Origin of the sequence: Enterobacter sp. PGRG2 (assembly GCF_030291195.1) — a bacterium.
In the GTDB taxonomy this organism is placed as follows: Bacteria; Pseudomonadota; Gammaproteobacteria; order Enterobacterales; family Enterobacteriaceae; genus Enterobacter_D.
The window spans coordinates 427,911-446,291 of record NZ_CP127837.1; the positions used below are offsets into that span (position 1 = coordinate 427,911).

At 55.5% G+C, this 18,381-nt stretch carries 14 protein-coding genes and 1 tRNA gene; 7 read left to right on the plus strand and 8 right to left on the minus strand.

Features of this window, described 5'->3' with window-relative positions; all coding sequences use genetic code 11:
* Positions 1-41 precede the first annotated feature (41 nt).
* The 3 genes from hldE to QRD42_RS01845 are packed head-to-tail and all read right to left on the minus strand — an operon-like array spanning position 42 to position 5,684.
* On the minus strand, positions 42-1,472 hold the full coding sequence (gene hldE / locus QRD42_RS01835; protein WP_321988068.1) for a bifunctional D-glycero-beta-D-manno-heptose-7-phosphate kinase/D-glycero-beta-D-manno-heptose 1-phosphate adenylyltransferase HldE: 1,431 nt from the start codon (positions 1,470-1,472) through the stop codon (positions 42-44).
* Between the two features lie 54 nt (positions 1,473-1,526).
* On the minus strand, positions 1,527-4,361 hold the full coding sequence (gene glnE / locus QRD42_RS01840) for a bifunctional [glutamate--ammonia ligase]-adenylyl-L-tyrosine phosphorylase/[glutamate--ammonia-ligase] adenylyltransferase (RefSeq protein WP_321988069.1): 2,835 nt from the start codon (positions 4,359-4,361) through the stop codon (positions 1,527-1,529).
* A 21-nt stretch (positions 4,362-4,382) separates the two neighbouring features.
* Positions 4,383-5,684, minus strand: a complete 1,302-nt coding sequence (locus tag QRD42_RS01845; protein ID WP_318374173.1) for an inorganic triphosphatase — start codon at positions 5,682-5,684, stop codon at positions 4,383-4,385.
* Between the two features lie 239 nt (positions 5,685-5,923).
* On the opposite strand from QRD42_RS01845, the gene QRD42_RS01850 reads away from it, so the two are divergent.
* Positions 5,924-6,544 carry a TIGR04211 family SH3 domain-containing protein gene (locus tag QRD42_RS01850; RefSeq protein ID WP_072569727.1) on the plus strand — a complete coding sequence of 207 codons (621 nt, stop codon included), beginning with the start codon at positions 5,924-5,926 and terminating at the stop codon, positions 6,542-6,544.
* A 65-nt stretch (positions 6,545-6,609) separates the two neighbouring features.
* Positions 6,610-7,857, plus strand: coding sequence for a multifunctional CCA addition/repair protein (locus QRD42_RS01855; RefSeq protein ID WP_321988070.1), 1,248 nt, complete (start codon positions 6,610-6,612; stop codon positions 7,855-7,857).
* Between the two features lie 43 nt (positions 7,858-7,900).
* On the opposite strand, the gene QRD42_RS01860 is transcribed toward QRD42_RS01855, so the two are convergent.
* The 3 genes from QRD42_RS01860 to folB all read right to left on the minus strand — a co-directional run bounded on the left by QRD42_RS01860 (position 7,901) and on the right by folB (position 11,500).
* Entirely contained in the window at positions 7,901-10,018 is a 2,118-nt protein-coding gene (locus QRD42_RS01860; RefSeq protein ID WP_321988071.1) for a glycosyl hydrolase family 18 protein, read from the minus strand.
* 188 nt (positions 10,019-10,206) lie between these two features.
* A complete protein-coding gene (gene bacA / locus QRD42_RS01865; RefSeq protein WP_072569724.1) occupies positions 10,207-11,025 on the minus strand; it encodes an undecaprenyl-diphosphate phosphatase in 819 nt (272 codons plus the stop codon).
* 106 nt (positions 11,026-11,131) lie between these two features.
* Complete coding sequence (folB, locus tag QRD42_RS01870) at positions 11,132-11,500, minus strand: bifunctional dihydroneopterin aldolase/7,8-dihydroneopterin epimerase (RefSeq protein WP_072569723.1); 369 nt, start codon at positions 11,498-11,500, stop codon at positions 11,132-11,134.
* A gap of 107 nt (positions 11,501-11,607) precedes the next feature.
* Between folB and plsY the strand changes: the two genes are divergently transcribed.
* On the plus strand, positions 11,608-12,231 hold the full coding sequence (gene plsY, locus QRD42_RS01875; RefSeq protein WP_072569722.1) for a glycerol-3-phosphate 1-O-acyltransferase PlsY: 624 nt from the start codon (positions 11,608-11,610) through the stop codon (positions 12,229-12,231).
* A gap of 36 nt (positions 12,232-12,267) precedes the next feature.
* Here plsY and tsaD read toward each other — a convergent pair whose 3' ends face one another.
* Complete coding sequence (gene tsaD / locus QRD42_RS01880) at positions 12,268-13,281, minus strand: tRNA (adenosine(37)-N6)-threonylcarbamoyltransferase complex transferase subunit TsaD (RefSeq protein WP_321988072.1); 1,014 nt, start codon at positions 13,279-13,281, stop codon at positions 12,268-12,270.
* 238 nt (positions 13,282-13,519) lie between these two features.
* Between tsaD and rpsU the strand changes: the two genes are divergently transcribed.
* From rpsU to rpoD, 3 genes are all read left to right on the plus strand, one after another.
* Positions 13,520-13,735 (plus strand): 30S ribosomal protein S21, encoded by a 216-nt coding sequence (rpsU, locus tag QRD42_RS01885; protein WP_001144069.1) that lies wholly within the window; start codon positions 13,520-13,522, stop codon positions 13,733-13,735.
* Between the two features lie 136 nt (positions 13,736-13,871).
* Positions 13,872-15,617: a DNA primase gene (gene dnaG, locus QRD42_RS01890; protein ID WP_321988073.1), complete on the plus strand. Its 1,746-nt coding sequence runs from the start codon at positions 13,872-13,874 to the stop codon at positions 15,615-15,617.
* A 158-nt stretch (positions 15,618-15,775) separates the two neighbouring features.
* A complete protein-coding gene (gene rpoD / locus QRD42_RS01895) occupies positions 15,776-17,617 on the plus strand; it encodes an RNA polymerase sigma factor RpoD (RefSeq protein ID WP_318373824.1) in 1,842 nt (613 codons plus the stop codon).
* A 52-nt stretch (positions 17,618-17,669) separates the two neighbouring features.
* Here rpoD and mug read toward each other — a convergent pair whose 3' ends face one another.
* On the minus strand, positions 17,670-18,176 hold the full coding sequence (mug, locus tag QRD42_RS01900; protein ID WP_318373777.1) for a G/U mismatch-specific DNA glycosylase: 507 nt from the start codon (positions 18,174-18,176) through the stop codon (positions 17,670-17,672).
* A gap of 125 nt (positions 18,177-18,301) precedes the next feature.
* Between mug and QRD42_RS01905 the strand changes: the two genes are divergently transcribed.
* Positions 18,302-18,377, plus strand: a tRNA-Ile gene (locus QRD42_RS01905).
* Positions 18,378-18,381 lie beyond the last annotated feature (4 nt).

Genomic DNA, 18,381 nt, shown 5'->3' on the forward strand with positions numbered 1-18,381 from the left:
AGACACTGCCCGGCCAGCGTCGCGCTGCCGGGCAATTCGTCTTACTGGCTGTCTTTCTGGATCTTTTTGATGATGTTGGTGGTTGAACACCCATCTTCAAAATTGAGCACCATCACTTCCCCGCCATTCGCCCACACTTCTTCGCTACCGGCGATCTGTTCTGGCTTGTAATCCCCGCCTTTTACCAACAGGTCCGGCAGAATACCGGCGATCAGGCGCTGCGGCGTATCTTCTTCAAAGGACACCACCCAGTCCACGGCTTCCAGCGCGCCCAGCACGATCATGCGCTGTTCGAGCGGGTTTACCGGCCGCGTTTCCCCTTTCAGACGTTTCGTGGACGCATCGCTGTTTACCGCCACAATCAGGCGATCCCCCAGCTTACGGGCATTCGCCAGATAAGAGACATGGCCCGCGTGGAGAATATCGAACACTCCGTTGGTCATCACCACTTTCTCGCCACGCTTGCGGGCGGCCGCCACGGCCTGTTTCAGTTCTTCTTCGTTCATCACGCCGAAGCCGGTTTCTGAACGTCCGCGTACCGCATTTTCCAGCTCGATAGGCGATACCGTAGAGGTACCCAGTTTCCCCACCACCACACCGGCCGCCGCGTTAGCGAAATAGCAGGCCTCTTCCAGCGTGTTGCCTGCCGCCAGCGTCGCGGCCAGCACGCCGATCACCGTATCACCGGCGCCGGTGACGTCATACACTTCCTGCGCCTGAGTCGGCATATGCAGCGGTGCTTTGCCCGGTTGCAGTAGCGTCATGCCCTGCTCGGAGCGCGTCACCAGCAGCGCCGAGAAATCAAAATCGGCGATGATTTTCATGCCGCGCTCTACAATCTCTTCTTCGCTTTTGCACTTGCCCGCCACCGCTTCAAATTCGGAGAGGTTCGGCGTCAACAGCGTGGCACCGCGGTAGCGCTCAAAATCGGTGCCTTTCGGATCGATAAGTACCGGTACGCCCGCATCGCGCGCGAGGGTGATCATCTGCTGCACCGTCGTCAGCGCGCCTTTGGCATAATCAGAAAGCACCAGCGCGCCAATGTTGCCAAGCGCCTGGCTGATACGCTCATGCAGCGGCTCAGGATCAACGTCTTCGAACCCTTCTTCAAAGTCGAGGCGGATCAGTTGCTGGTTACGCGACAGTACACGCAGTTTAGTGATCGTCGGATGTGTGGGTACAGAAACAAAATCGCATTTGACGTTAACATCAGCCAGCGTTTTGCTGAGCGCGCGTGCCGCATCGTCGATGCCGGTCAGGCCCACCAGGCGCGAGTTCGCCCCCAGTGACGCGATGTTCATCGCCACGTTCGCCGCGCCGCCTGGACGTTCTTCGATGGTATCCACTTTCACGACGGGCACCGGCGCTTCCGGTGAAATACGGCTGGTTGGGCCGTACCAGTAGCGATCCAACATGACGTCACCGACCACCATGACACCTGCACGTTCAAACTCTGGCAGCGTTACTTTCATTCCAGACTCCAGGCAATTTCAAAAATTTTGCGCGCGATAATACCACACTGGCGGTTAAGCGCACGGTTCCACCAGCCACTTCTGCCAGCTGGCGCTGACCTGCTGGCGGGCTTCCATAAAGCACGACAACGGCACATGACCAGGTTGTTCCTGCAACGCCAGATGATGCAGCTCATCGCGCAGCGTGGTGTAGGCCTGCGTCAGCGCCTGCGCCTCGTCGTCATCCATGATGTCGTTCTGCGCCAGCAGTTCAAGGATGCGCACATTATCGGACCAGCGCGTCAGCTTTGGCTTGTCACAAGCGTGGCGCAGCACCAGATACTGGGTGATAAACTCAATATCGGTAATGCCGCCCTCATCGGTTTTCAGATCAAAACGATCCTTATGCTTATTCCCCAGATGCGCGCGCATTTTCTCGCGCATCTCGCGCACCTCTTTTTGCAGGGTTTCGCCTTCCCGCGGCGTCATCAACACCTCGCGACGAATGGTGTCGAATGCCGTTTTCAGCAGCGGATCGCCGTACACCACGCGGGCGCGCACCAGCGCCTGATGCTCCCACGTCCAGGCTTCGTGCTGCTGATAATCCGCAAAAGCCTCTGCGGTTGTGACCAGCATTCCCGCCGCGCCGGACGGACGCAGACGGGCGTCCACTTCATAGAGAATGCCCGACGAGGTGCGGGTGCTGAACAGGTGCATAATGCGCTGGGCGAGGCGCAGGTAGAACTGGCGGCCATCAATTTCCCGCTCGCCATCGGTCATCACCTCTGCCGGGCAGTCATGCAAAAACACCAGGTCGAGATCGGAACTGTAACCCAGCTCCCAGCCGCCGAGTTTGCCGTAGCCGACCACCGCAAAACCGCGCCCTTCCCGATCCTGAAGATGAGTCGGTTGCCCGTAACGCGCCACCATTTGCGTCCACGCCTGCTGAACAACGGCGTCAATAATCGCCTCCGCCAGCCAGGTTAAGTGATCGCTCACTTTCATCACCGGCAGCGTACCGGCGATGTCACCGGCGGCCACGCGCAGCATTTGCGCCTGCTTAAACTGGCGTAACGCTTCCAGCTGTTGCTCTTCGTCCTCTTCCGGCACGCGCAGCAGATACTGGCGTAGCTCGTCGCGATAGGCGTCCATCGCCGTCGGCTGATACAGCGTGCGGGTATCCAGCAGCTCATCCAGCAGCAGCGGATAACGCGCCAGTTTGCTCGCCACCATCGGCGAGGCGGCGCACAGGGAAATCAGGTGTTTGAGCGCGCCGGGAAATTCGCTCAGCAGTTCCAGATAGGTCGTGCGCGTGACGATGCCGGTCAGCAGCGGCGTCAGACGTGACAACGGCACCGGCGCGTCATCCCGCGAGCATACCTCGCACAGCAGGTGCGGCATCAGGTGATCAAGCACCTGGCGACCGCGCGGGCCGATGGTGCGTTTATCAATTTCTTTACGGAAGTCGGCGATCAGCGCCACCACGCGGCGGCGATCGTCGTCAGACAGATGCGCCAGCCCTGGCGTGGTGTCTTCTTCATGCAGCGCGTCCTGCCACAGCTCGCGCCATTGCTCAGACAGCTGTTCATCAGGAGACGCGGATTCATCGTCGCCGATCAGTTCGTTAAACACCCGGCGCACCGCCGCCATGTGCGTCGCCAGGCTTTGCATCAGCCCGTCCCAGTCCGGCGCGTTCATCCCCCACGCCAGCCGCGCACGGTTGAGATCGTCCCCCGGCAGGGTCTGAGTCTGCTCATCGTTGATGCTTTGCAGCAGGTTTTCCAGACGACGCAGATAAAGATAGGCCGCACGCAGGGAGTTCGCATCGCCGGGCGGCAACAGATTCAGCTGGTCGATGGCCGTCAGCGTCGGCAGCAGCGCGCGGCATTGCAGCGACGGCTCGCGCCCGCCGCGGATCAGCTGGAACACCTGCACGATAAATTCGATTTCGCGGATACCGCCCGCGCCCAGCTTGATGTTGTCCTTCAGGCCACGGCGGCGCACCTCGCGGGCGATCATGCCCTTCATGTTACGCAGCGACTGGATGACGCTGAAGTCGATATAACGACGGAAGATAAAAGGCCGCAGCATGGCGCGCAGTTCGTTGCTATAGGTGCCATCGTTGTCGCCCATAATGCGGGCTTTGACCATCGCGTAGCGCTCCCAGTCGCGCCCCTGCTCCTGGTAATAATCCTCCAGCGCGGCAAAGCTCAGCACCAGCGGTCCGCTGTCGCCAAAGGGGCGCAGGCGCATGTCCACGCGATAGACAAAGCCGTCCTGCGTTGGCTGGTCGAGCACTTTAATCAGCCGCTGCCCCAGCCGGGTGAAGAACTGCGCGTTATCCAGTTCGCGCCGCCCGCCGCGGGTCACGCCGTTTTCCGGCCAGGCAAAAATCAGATCGATATCCGAGGAGAAGTTCAGCTCGCCGCCGCCGAGTTTGCCCATGCCAAGGATCAGCATCGGCTGAGGTTGCCCGTCCTGACTACACGGCGTACCCCATTCCCGACAGCAGGCGTCATACAGCCAGTCGCGGGCAGCGACGATGAGCGTCTCCGCCAGCACGCTCAGCTGTTGCAGGATGTCCTCATCCGAAATCTGCGACAGCGCCTGCGCCCATGCGATGCGCACCATGATACGACGGCGAAACAGACGCAGCTCGCGCATCAGGCTGGCTTCATCCTGCACCTGTGACAGCGTCGCCTGCAACTGACCGGCATACTCCCGCCACTCATCCGCTCTGACGGGCTCATGTTCAAGCGCCGTCAGCCAGTCAGGATGGGCGATAAGACTGTCGCACACAAAATCGCTGAAAGTGAGCACCGACTTCGCCTGTGGGCTAAGGGAGGCGTCGGGCAGACGTTCAACTACCGTCTGCCAATGTTGCTGTAAGGATGAGGAAAGCGGCATCATCGCGGTGATCCTTTGCCTGGGTTAGCGTTTTCCGCTGTGCAGCCAGTACGGTTCCTGCATGTTGGCTTCGTTGCGGAAATGTTCAATTTCAATATGCTGGCCGGTTTTGATGGCGTGCAGCAGCCCCTGCCAGTTCTCAATCCACGCCTTAGCCTGCACCTCATTATAAAAGCCGGACATCAGCAGCACACTGTCGATGTCACGAGACAGGCGCGGCAGCTGGTCGCGATAACGATCGCCCAGCGGATGCGCAAAGGTGGTTCTCAGCTCGGCGGCGTGGCGGGAAAGATGGGTATCCGCAAAACGCTTGAACGAGTCGCCGATTTTCGCCTCGCCTTTCGCATCCAGGAAAGGACGCCAGCCGCGCGTCAGCAGCCACTCGGTGAGCGCCAGTTTCGCTTTCGCCGTTTCGGTGCTGTACACCGCGGTTTCGGCGGATACGGCAGAAGTAATGGTGGCTTCAGTCCGGGTCAGCAGATCACGTAAGTGAGCGCTCGCTTTTCGCGGTACTATGCCGCCGAACAGCGTCAGCGCGTGACGAACCAGCGCGATCGCCTTCATCACTTCCTCTTTCGCTGCGCCCTCGCCGCGCACCCACAGCTCTTCATGATACTGCCACTGCGCCAGCGCCATTTCGAGGGCGGCTTCAAGCCCCTGCTCAATGGTGGCTTTTGGCACCACCGGCAGAATACCGGTAGGTTTGATCTTGCGCGGGGCATTGCCTGCGGCCAGATGATACCCGCGCGCTGCCTTGCTCAGGCTGCCCTGACGCAGACCGGACTGCGTCACCAGCTGGTGCGCCAGCTTCAGCACGTCGTCACGCTCGCCGCTCAGCAGTTCGAGCTCCAGCTCGCAGATCGGCTCCTGAAACTCGCCGGCTTTGACTTCGCCACGATCAAGGGCAATCTCAATGCGGCTGTCGCCGACATTTACCAGCCACTTTTCCCGTTCAAAATCGGTGCTGAACAGCGGGCTGACGCGGGCGGCTAAATCCTCCGGCAAGCCGCCTTCCGGCCAGACTTCCGCCGGGAAGCGCGCCAGATCAAGCTCCGGACCATCAATGTCGATGTTATATTCGGGGCGCTGATGCAGCCCGCCCACCACACGACCGGCGATTTTCATCGTCATTTCATAGCGATCGCCGACGCCGCGAATGCGCAGCCCCATGTCATGCCCACGCAGCCAGTTATCCGGCGTTTCGTAGTAAACATTGAGCAGTTTTGTCGGCGCAACGTGCTCAGTGGTGAGCGTGTGCAGGTGGCTGCGCAGCGTTTCTACGTTCTGTGGATTAACGATAAATTTTAATTCGATTTCTTGAGCCATGGTCTTGTACTTATGGTTATGTCACAACAGTGAAAATTTCGGCGAACTTACCCGTTTGATGTTTGTCAGTAGATAGTATTTTGCGCCAAATTGCCATTCTGTGAGACATTGGCGGCCTGAAAAATTCGCAGAAGTGGCAGGTTTGACCTGGATGATTCTTATTGATGCCGAATACTTTGCCTCGTCAGACTGATGCCACTACTATCGTTCCACTTTTTTATGACACTAACGACTGCCTGATGCCAAAATTACGCCTGATAGGACTGACCTTATTCGCACTTAGCGTTACTACTGTGGCTCACGCCGAAGAAAAGCGTTACGTTTCTGATGAACTGAACACCTGGGTACGCAGCGGCCCGGGTGATAATTACCGCCTGCTGGGTACCCTGAACGCCGGTGAAGAAGTTGTCCTGTTACAGACCGACAACAATACCAATTATGCGCAGGTACGTGACAGCAGTGGCCGCACCGCGTGGATCCCGCAAAAAGAACTGAACAGCACCCCCAGCCTGCGCACCCGCGTACCCGATCTGGAAAACCAGGTCAAAACCCTGACCGATAAACTGACTAACATTGACAACACCTGGAATCAGCGCACGGCTGAAATGCAGCAGAAAGTGGCGCAGAGCGACGGCGTGATCAACGGTCTGAAGCAGGAAAACCAGAAGCTTAAAAACGAACTGATTGTGGCGCAGAAGAAAGTGGATGCCGCCAATCTTCAGATCGATGACAAACAGCGTTCGATCATCATGCAGTGGTTTATGTATGGCGGCGGCGTGCTGGGCGCGGGCCTGCTGCTCGGTCTGGTGTTACCGCACATGATCCCAAGCCGGAAACGCAAAGACCGCTGGATGAGCTGACGCCGATTCGCCATCTTCCCCGGAGTTACGTATCATTAACGGGAATGTAACCATGGGGAAGCGGTGTGAAGAGTTATCTGGTCGGTGGTGCGGTTCGGGATGCGTTGTTAAAGCTACCGGTTAAAGATAAAGACTGGGTGGTGGTCGGTGCCACCCCGCAGGAGATGCTTGACGCGGGCTATCAGCAGGTAGGCCGTGATTTTCCGGTGTTCCTGCATCCCAAATCTCACGAAGAGTACGCGCTGGCGCGCACCGAGCGAAAATCCGGTTTTGGTTATACCGGCTTTAGCTGCTATGCCGCGCCAGACGTCACGCTGGAGCAGGATCTGCTGCGCCGCGATCTGACGATTAACGCGATGGCGCAGGATGATGACGGCACGATCATTGATCCCTATAACGGCCTTCGCGATCTCAAAATGCGCGTGCTGCGCCACGTTTCCCCGGCTTTTAATGAAGATCCCCTGCGCGTGCTGCGCGTGGCGCGCTTTGCGGCCCGCTACGCCCATTTGAGTTTCCGTATTGCCGATGAAACCCTGGCCTTAATGCGCGAGATGACCGCCGCCGGTGAGCTGGAACACCTGACGCCAGAACGTGTATGGAAGGAAACGGAAAACGCCCTCAGCAGCCGTAATCCGCAGGTCTATTTTATGGCGCTGCGCGAGTGCGGCGCGCTGAAAGTGCTGTTCCCGGAACTCGACATTTTGTTTGGCGTGCCCGCTCCGGCGAAGTGGCACCCGGAAATCGACACCGGCATTCATGTGCTGATGACGTTATCCATGGCGGCGATGCTCAGCCCGGATCTGGATGTGCGTTTCGCCACGCTCTGTCACGACCTGGGCAAAGGGTTAACGCCGAAACATCTCTGGCCGCGCCATCACGGCCATGGCCCGGCGGGTGTGAGGCTGGTTGAAAACCTTTGCGCGCGCTTAAAAGTGCCCAACGAACTGCGCGATCTGGCGAAGCTGGTGGCGGAATATCACGATCTGATCCACACCCTGCCGATCCTTAAGCCGCAGACCATCGTTAAACTCTTTGATGCCATCGACGCCTGGCGCAAGCCGCAGCGCGTGGAGCAGATCGCGCTGACCAGCGAAGCCGATGTGCGCGGCAGAACCACTTTTGAAGCCACGGATTATTACCAGGGGCGTCTGCTGCGTGAGGCCTGGAAAGCGGCGCAACAGGTGACGAATAAAGAAGTGATTGACGCAGGCTTTAGCGGCCCGGCCATTCGTGAAGAGCTGACCCGTCGGCGAATTGCGGCGGTAGAGGCGTGGAAAAAAGCGTCCGGCGATATGCTGCCGGACGCGTCTTAAATCCTGCTTAACGGCCCTTTTCCGGACAGAAAAGGGCCGGTTATCAGTTCGTTTTAGTTACGCCAATGGAAGACACATTGTTATTCATATTCACGGAATTCATATTTGCTATGTTTTGACCGCCCTTCACTTCAATATATTTGCCTCTGTAACCGGTATCGCTATACAGACGTACCGAGTAGCCTTCCGCCACTTTAATGGAAGAGATCATATCGTTGAATTTCACATCACCTGTCAGTGCAGGCATGTCATCTTCAACCGTCAGACTCAGGCCGCTAAAATCAGTGTCTTTAAACGCCAGCGCTTTGACCACTTTTACCGAAGAGGTTTTATCGTTTAACCACGACGGCATTTCCTCTACCGTTTCCGGGATCATGGTTTTAGTGCCCGTATACTCGCAGTTGCTAAAGATCGTAATCCCTAACGAGTCTGGCCCGACGTTGATTGAAGACGTCATATCATTTGCTGAATGATTTGCAGAGTCGTAAACCTTCGTCAGACAAGGAATGTCCTCTTTTACGTCCAGCTTCGCGCCTTTGAACTTCATATCCCTGAACAGCGTTGCTTTTACGCCGTTGCCCGGTACCGGTTGGGTATTGTCCAGAATATCATCGACAATATGGCCTAACTCATGTTCCGGCGTATCACCGCTCAGATCCCAGATGATCGCGCCGCCGAAATTCTGCTGCTGAATATAATTTACTTTATCCTGCACTGACTGCGGATCGTCATAGGTCAGGAATTCACCGTTCCATTTGCTGTAAAGATAGGGAACATGGGATTCCGCATCCCAGTAACGCGCGTATTCGCCGCTCGCCAGTTTTTCTTTCAGCACATACCATGGGTTAGTGCCGGTAAACTGACCCGCATCATCCCATGCGCCTTTCACGGTTGCGGTGCCGCTTACCAGGAAGCCCGGCAAACCTTTAACCACTTCGGTCGGCGCGACATTTCCCCAGCCACGGCCATAGTAAGGGATACCCATCATCAGTTTTGCTTTCGGCACTTTCCAGGTATTGGCGTATTCCATCATCGCCGAGGAAGAATTGAGTTTTAAATCGGCATCTTTACTGTTGGCAAACAGCGGCGCGTTGTGTCCGGTAATCGGATCAAAGGCACCGTGCATGTCATAGGCCATCACGTTGACGCTATCCAGTAACGGCACGGTAACTTCCGGGTTAATGTACTTGATATTTTTATGGTTGGTCGTTGTCGCAATCGACAATTGATAATATTTATCATCCTGTAAACCTGCCGCGTCCAGCTTGCTGCGCAGTTTCTGGATGAGCCTCGTAAACTGGGCTTTTTCAGCGTCGCTATCCGGGTATTCCCAGTCAACATCTATACCGTCGAAACGCCAGGTGCGCATATAGGACACCATGCTGTCCGCCAGGGTTTCGGTACCGGCATCGGTCGCGGTCGCCGCTTCAAATACGCCCTCAGCGGAGTTAGTCCAGCCGCCGATGGAAATCATATGCGTGACGCCGGCCATTTCCGTACGCTGATCGAGATCGCGCATGAGATCCGGCCCCCGTTCTTTATCATGGGTGGTAACCCGGCCTTCTTTAATCACTGCAAAGCCGTAGTTCACATGCGTCAGACCGGAATAGTCGATTTTATCCGGGGTAAAGTTCTTATGCGCATCATAAATGCCCCATTCCGGGAAATAACCGATAACTTTACGCTGTGCAGCCACTTTTGCTTTTTCTGTTGCCTGCAAATCTTTTGCTTTCTGGCCGCTATAAGGTGTGAAATAGAATTCCGCGTACATATTTAAATCGGCTTTATCGCCCTTTTTCCAGACCGGATCGGTCGACGGACTAATGCCTTTATCCACCCACCACTGCGCCGTCCAGTAATAGCCGAGGAAACGTACTTTTTCGCCGCCACGATAGGTTCTGTTTGGATCATAAGGGTGCGAAATAATGGCCAGTTCATCTTTCTGCGCCACCAGTCCCACTACCGTACCCGGGAAGTTATTTTGCTTGCTGTCGGTATAGGCCTGCCAGGAATAGCCATTATCCTTTGAGATCATCATCCAGGCATCCAGCCCGGAAAAACTGTTGGTGTCGTCATTTCCTGTCACGTTTGCAGCACAAGCCAGCGATGGCAGCCCAGCGACAGACAATATTATCGCCGCAGTTAATTTATTTAATTGCATAGGTACACCTTTCCTTTATCCCTAAAGTTAAAACCATTAGCTTTGCTTAACTATAAGCACGGCTGGTTTAAACCTAATAATTAAGGCTGTAAAGTTAATTGCTTTTTTAGAAAAACTAAGGGAAGGGAAAAGCATTATTCAGACAAATAAAAAACCCCGCCAGTGGCGGGGCTTCTTAGCGTCTGAAATTACATAAAGACGAGGTATACCGCACCTGCAACAATAAAACGATAAATTGCAAAGGGAATAAACGAAATACGTTTAATAATTTGCAGGAATGTTTTTATCGCCACCAGCGCGACAATAAAGGCCGTAATAAAGCCAACGGCGAACATCGGGAAATCCGCCATCGACAGGAAATGATAGCTTTTATAGAGATCCAGCACGGTGGCACCCATCATCATCGGCACCGCCAGCAGGAACGAAAACTCAGAAGCTGCGTAACGACTGACGCCCATCAGCATCCCGCCGGAAATCGTCGCCCCGGAACGGGAAAAGCCCGGCCACAGCGCCAGACACTGGAAGCAGCCGATGATAAACGCCTGACGGTAGGTCATATCGTCCAGACCCGCCGCGCGCGGTACTTTCGGCTTCAGACATTCGGCAGCAATCAGCAGCACGCCGCCGACAACCAGCGCATACATCACGTTAATCGGGTTGAATAACGATTTGATGGTATCGTGGAAAATCAGCCCCAGCACCACGGCTGGCACCATACCCAGCAGAATATGGATTAACGTTAAGCGCCCTTTGCCCTCTCCCTCGTGCGGCGGATGCCCAAAGTGAATACCAATAAGACCAAACAGACGTCGCCAGAACATCACCACCACGGCGAGGATAGATCCTAACTGGATCACCACCTCAAAGGTTTTCGCGGTTTCGCCTTCAAATCCAAGCAGATGCCCGACGATGATCATGTGACCGGTACTGGATACCGGCAGAAATTCAGTCAGTCCTTCGACAACACCCAAAATCGCTGCAATCAGCAGGGAGTGCATATCGCTCATCAATTAAACCCCTAAAAAGTAAACAAAACGGTCGGCTCGCCAGCGAAGCCGCGTCAGGCCCTGACATCAGACCGGTATACTGGCATTTGGTTTAATAATTATGAAGTTAATTGTTTTGTTTCGGATTAAGCCCACGTTCGATGATCACGCCGACGTTTGCCGCCCGCGCTACCGCGCCCGGTTTGCTGACTTTAATGCGTACCCAGGGTGACGCAAAGCGGCTCAGTAACAGCTCTGCCACTTCCTCGGCCACCCGCTCCACCAGCGCAAAACGCTGGCCTTCCACGTGGCCAATCACCGTGTCGGCGATATCGGCGTAGCTCAGACAGTCGTTTACGTCATCGCTTTTCGCGGCAGCCTGGTTATCCCACGCCATTTCGATATCGAACATCAGTTTCTGCTCGATTGTTTGTTCCCAGTCGTAAACACCAATGGTGGTGATTACCGAAAGTTGCTCTATAAATACAATGTCCATCACGCCCCGCCTGGTTTTTAGCTAACCTGGATACCACTTTCAAAAAATTATGCGTATTATCCACAGATGCAGAGAATAAAACGACATTTTCAAAACGGAACAGCGTTATGAGTGCAATCGCGCCTGGAATGATCCTCCTCGCGTACCTTTGCGGCTCAATCTCCAGCGCCATTCTGGTCTGCCGCATCGCGGGTCTGCCTGACCCCCGCGAGAGCGGATCCGGGAATCCCGGAGCGACCAACGTCCTGCGAATTGGCGGCAAGGGAGCAGCCGTAACGGTACTGATCTTCGATGTCCTAAAAGGCATGCTGCCTGTCTGGGGTGCGTATGCATTGGGCATCACGCCGTTCTGGCTGGGGCTTATCGCGATTGCCGCCTGTCTGGGCCATATCTGGCCGGTCTTCTTTCATTTCCAGGGCGGTAAAGGCGTCGCCACCGCGTTCGGGGCGATCGCGCCTATTGGCTGGGATTTGACGGGCGTCATGGCGGGTACCTGGCTGCTGACGGTGTTACTTAGCGGCTATTCGTCGCTGGGAGCCATTATCAGCGCGCTGATTGCGCCCTTTTACGTCTGGTGGTTTAAACCGCAGTTTACCTTCCCGGTGGCCATGCTCTCCTGTCTGATCCTGTTGCGGCACCATGACAACATCCAGCGTCTGTGGCGCAGGCAGGAGACAAAAATCTGGACGAAGTTCAGGAAAAAGCGCGAAAGGGATAATACCGAAGAGTAGTTTTTATGCCGGATGAGCTTCATCCGGCATGCATCATCACGCCGCAGGCAGCTCTGCCAGCGGCCAGCGCGGACGAACCGTAACGCCCAGATCCGCCGTCGTTCCGGCTTTCAGCCTGACCATACCCGCATAAGCGATCATCGCGCCGTTATCAGTGCAAAACTCCGGACGCGCATAGAACACCTCCCCGCGGCGCTTTTGCATCATATCGGCCAGCTTTGCGCGCAGCGTGCGGTTCGCGCTTACGCCCCCCGCCATCACCAGACGGCTGAAGCCGGTCTGATCCAGCGCGCGTTTGCATTTGATCATCAGCGTATCCACCACCGCGTCTTCAAACGCACGGGCGATGTCAGCGCGGGTTTGATCGTCGTTGCCGTTGCTGCGAATGGTGTTGGCCGCGAAGGTCTTCAGGCCCGAGAAGCTGAAATCCAGCCCCGGACGATCGGTCATCGGACGCGGGAAGGTAAAGCGTCCCTCCATTCCTGCCGCCGCCATTTTTGACAGCATAGGACCACCGGGATAATCCAGCCCCAGCAGCTTCGCGGTTTTATCGAAGGCTTCTCCGGCGGCATCATCGATCGACTCGCCGAGCAGTTCATAATGCCCGATGCCCGTCACGCTGATGAGCTGGGTATGTCCGCCGGAAACCAGCAGCGCCACAAAAGGGAACTCCGGCGGATTGTCTTCCAGCATCGGCGCTAACAGGTGGCCTTCCATATGATGCACGGCAATGGCCGGCACATCCCAGGCAAAGGCCAGCGAACGGCCAACGGTCGCGCCGACCAGTAACGCCCCTACCAGACCCGGCCCTGCGGTATAGGCTACTGCATCTATCTCCTGCGCGCTGAGGTTCGCTTCTTTCATTGCCGCCTGGATCAGGGGCACGGTTTTGCGCACATGGTCGCGGGATGCCAGTTCCGGCACCACGCCGCCGTAGTCAGCGTGTAATTTCACCTGACTATACAATTGGTTGGCTAAAAGCCCTTTTTCATCGTCATAAATGGCGATGCCGGTTTCATCACAGGATGTTTCAATACCCAGTACACGCATGGTGGTTTCTACCTCTTTTCAATACCGCGCAGTGTAGGGCGAATGCCCATGCTTGTAAAACTTTGCTCACCCCGTCTTGCCAGTTCGTGTATACTCGTCCCCCTTACAAAAGTCCCTTGCAAAGAAGGGTAGCGGTGCTTTACAAAGCAGCAGCATTTGCAGTAAAATTCCGCACCATTTTGAAATAAGCTGGCGTTGATGCCAGCGGCAAACCGATTTAATCAAAGGTGAGAGGCACATGCCGGTAATTAAAGTACGTGAAAACGAGCCGTTCGACGTAGCTCTGCGTCGCTTCAAGCGTTCCTGTGAGAAAGCAGGTGTTCTGGCGGAAGTTCGTCGTCGTGAGTTCTATGAAAAACCGACTACCGAACGTAAACGCGCTAAAGCTTCCGCAGTGAAACGTCACGCGAAGAAACTGGCTCGCGAAAACGCACGCCGTACTCGTCTGTACTAATGTATTGAGGGCTTAAGCTCTCAATTTTACAGACTGAGTTGTAGTTGTAAGGCCGTGCTTCCGAAAGGAATGCGCGGCTTATTTTCGTTTATGATCTGACATACCTGAACGCCTGGCGCTGAGGGTAATGGGGCACATGGCTGGACGAATCCCACGAGTATTTATCAATGACCTGCTGGCGCGCACCGACATCGTCGATCTGATCGATGCACGGGTCACGCTTAAAAAGCAGGGCAAGAATTATCACGCGTGTTGTCCGTTCCATAACGAAAAAACCCCCTCTTTCACCGTAAACGGTGAGAAACAGTTTTATCACTGCTTTGGCTGTGGCGCGCACGGTAATGCTATCGACTTTTTAATGAACTACGACAAGCTCGAGTTCGTGGAAAGCGTAGAAGAACTGGCGGCCATGCACAATCTCGACGTGCCTTTTGAAGCAGGCAGCGGGCTGACCCAGATAGAGCGCCATCAGCGGCAAAGCCTCTATCAGTTAATGGACGGCCTGAACACGTTTTATCAACAATCCCTGTTGCAGCCTGTCGCCGAGCGTGCCCGCCAGTATCTGGCCACGCGCGGATTAAGCAACGATGTCATCACACGATTCGCCATTGGTTTTGCCCCTCCCGGCTGGGACAACGTGTTAAAGCGTTTTGGCGGCAACCAGGATAATCATCAGTCGTTGACCGATGCCGGCATGCTGGTCACCAACGATAAGGGACGCAGTTACGACCGTTTTCGCGACCGCGTGATGTTCCCGATCCGCGATAAACGCGGGCGGGTGATCGGTTTTGGCGGTCGGGTGCTTGGCGACGACACGCCCAAATATCTGAACTCCCCGGAAACCGATATTTTCCATAAAGGCCGCCAGCTGTATGGCCTGTATGAAGCCCAGCAGGATAATGCGGAACCGCCCCGCTTGCTGGTTGTCGAAGGCTATATGGATGTGGTTGCCCTGGCGCAGTACGGCATTAATTATGCGGTCGCCTCGCTGGGTACCTCCACAACTGCTGAACATATTCAGCTGCTGTTTCGCGTCACCAACAGCGTGATTTGCTGTTATGACGGTGATCGGGCAGGCAGAGAAGCCGCCTGGCGCGCGCTGGAAACCGCGCTGCCGTTTATGACCGACGGCCGTCAGTTACGCTTTATGTTTCTGCCGGATGGCGAAGATCCCGATACGCTGGTGCGTAAAGAGGGTAAAGAGGCGTTCGAAGCGCGGATGGAGCAGGCTCAGCCGCTCTCCACGTTTTTGTTTAACAGCCTGATGCCGCAGGTCGATTTGAGTACGCCCGAYGGGCGCGCGCAGCTCAGTACGCTGGCGCTGCCGCTGATTACTCAGGTACCGGGTGAAACACTTCGTATCTATTTACGGCAAGAATTAGGTAACAAACTGGGCATTCTTGACGATAACCAACTTGAACGTTTAATGCCCAAACAATCCGAAAATGGCGCGGTCCGACCTGTGCCTCAGCTAAAACGCACAACCATGCGTATACTGATAGGATTGCTGGTTCAGAACCCCGAGCTGGCACCGCTTGTGCCGCCGCTGGAAGGTCTGAATCAGGAAAAATTGCCCGGACTTGGCTTATTTGCCGAACTGGTCAACACTTGTTTGTCACAGCCTGGCCTGACCACCGGTCAACTGTTAGAGCAGTATCGTGGCACAAATGAAGCCGCCACCCTTGAAAAGCTGTCCATGTGGGACGATATAGCTGATAAGGACATTGCAGAAAAAACGTTCACCGACTCGCTGAACCACATGTTCGACTCGGTACTTGAGCTTCGGCTCTCAGAATTGATCGCCCGCTCGCGGACCCACGGGTTAACGCCAGCGGAGCGCGAAGAGGTGCGCGTCATTACCGAAGCGCGCGCCCGCAAATGAATTTAACGGCTTAAGTGCCGAGTATCGTTCGGGAAGACCCCGACAGCCGCATTGAAGGGCAGCGGCAAAAATATAAGTAAGCCCTCATTAGCTTATGTTGGCGGCTTAGTTTCGCCGACCGACACCAACCCTCATGAATTAAGTGTGGATACCGTCTTATGGAGCAAAACCCGCAGTCACAGCTGAAACTTCTTGTCCAACGTGGTAAGGAGCAAGGCTATCTGACCTATGCCGAGGTCAATGACCATCTGCCGGAAGATATCGTCGACTCCGATCAGATCGAAGACATCATCCAAATGATCAATGACATGGGCATCCAGGTGATGGAAGAAGCACCGGACGCCGATGATCTGCTGCTTGCTGAAAACTCGAACAACACCGATGAAGATGCGGAAGAGGCTGCCGCACAGGTGCTGTCCAGCGTTGAGTCTGAAATCGGACGTACCACCGACCCGGTGCGCATGTACATGCGTGAAATGGGTACCGTTGAGCTGTTAACCCGCGAAGGCGAAATCGACATCGCCAAACGCATTGAAGACGGCATCAACCAGGTTCAGTGTTCCGTTGCCGAATACCCGGAAGCGATCACCTATCTGCTGGAGCAGTACGATCGCGTGGAAGCGGAAGAAGCACGTCTGTCTGACCTGATCACCGGCTTTGTTGATCCGAACGCAGAAGAAGATCTGGCCCCTACCGCGACGCATGTCGGTTCTGAATTGTCCACCGAAGAGATGGCGGACGACGATGAAGACGAAGATGAAGAAGAAGACGACAGCGACGACGATAACAGCATCGATCCAGAACTGGCGCGAGAGAAGTTCGCCGAGCTGCGTACGCAGTATATGGTCACCCGCGACACCATCAAAGCCAAAGGCCGCACGCACGCCAGCGCTCAGGAAGAGATCCTGAAGCTGTCTGAAGTATTCAAGCAGTTCCGCCTGGTGCCGAAACAGTTCGACTACCTGGTTAACAGCATGCGTGTCATGATGGATCGCGTGCGTACTCAGGAACGCCTGATCATGAAGCTGTGCGTTGAACAGTGCAAAATGCCGAAGAAAAACTTCATCACCCTGTTCACCGGCAATGAAACCAGCGAAACCTGGTTCAACGCGGCTATCGCGATGAACAAGCCGTGGTCTGAAAAACTGCATGAAGTTGCAGAAGACGTGCAGCGCGGCCTGCAAAAACTGCAGCAGATTGAAGAAGAGACCGGCCTGACCATCGAGCAGGTAAAAGACATCAACCGTCGTATGTCCATCGGCGAAGCGAAAGCGCGTCGTGCGAAGAAAGAGATGGTGGAAGCGAACTTACGTCTGGTTATTTCTATCGCCAAGAAATACACCAACCGCGGTCTGCAGTTCCTCGATCTGATTCAGGAAGGCAACATCGGCCTGATGAAAGCGGTTGATAAGTTCGAATACCGTCGCGGTTACAAGTTCTCCACCTACGCAACCTGGTGGATCCGTCAGGCGATCACCCGTTCCATCGCGGATCAGGCGCGCACTATTCGTATTCCGGTGCATATGATTGAGACTATCAACAAGCTCAACCGTATCTCCCGCCAGATGCTGCAGGAAATGGGCCGCGAGCCGACGCCGGAAGAGCTGGCCGAGCGCATGCTGATGCCGGAAGACAAAATCCGTAAAGTGCTGAAAATCGCCAAAGAGCCGATCTCCATGGAAACGCCAATCGGCGATGATGAAGATTCGCATCTGGGTGATTTCATCGAGGATACCACCCTCGAGCTGCCGCTGGATTCTGCCACCACCGAGAGCCTGCGTGCCGCCACCCATGACGTACTGGCTGGCCTGACTGCCCGTGAAGCGAAAGTTCTGCGTATGCGTTTCGGTATCGATATGAACACCGACCACACGCTGGAAGAAGTGGGTAAACAGTTCGACGTTACCCGTGAGCGTATCCGTCAGATCGAAGCGAAGGCGCTGCGTAAACTGCGCCATCCGAGCCGTTCTGAAGTGCTGCGCAGCTTCCTGGACGATTAATCGCCCGCAAGCCGTTTGTGAAAAGCCCTCTCCGGAGGGTTTTTTATGGGCGCTATAAACCGCGCACGATCAGCGCTTCATCTAATTCCCGGTATGCTTCCACCAGCTTATCCAGCGTCGCCCGGTTCAGGCCGCTTGGATTAGGCAGCACCCATACCTCGGTCGCGCCAATGGTGATCTTCTGCTTACCCCAGTTCACACCGCGCTGGCTGAACGCCTGCTCATAGGCTTTTTTGCCCAGCACCGCCAGCGCATGAGGCTGATAGTCCTCTATCTTCTTGACCAGCTCACGGCCGCCGGTACGCAGCTCATGCAGGTCTACTTCGCTGGCCTGCACCGTAGGCCGCTCCACCAGCATGGTGATGCCGCAGCGGGTATCCAGCAGCCGCATCTCCTCCTCCGGCTTCAGCAGCTCGTCGGTAAAGCCCGCCTGATGGATCACCTTCCAGAAGCGGTTGCCCGGATGCGCAAAATGAAAGCCCGTATGCGCCGACGATTTACCAGGGTTAATGCCGCAGAACACCACCCGCAGGCCAGGCGCGAGAATATCGTTGATCATCTAAAGCTCCAGTTATGGGATCATCCATAAAGTATAAAGGATTGATTATAGGTTGTTTATAAAAACGGCAGGCACACGCTTATGGCTGGATTGAAGCGGGAAGTTACATTATAATCCCCCGCCACGGCCCCTTAGCTCAGTGGTTAGAGCAGGCGACTCATAATCGCTTGGTCGCTGGTTCAAGTCCAGCAGGGGCCACCAGGTT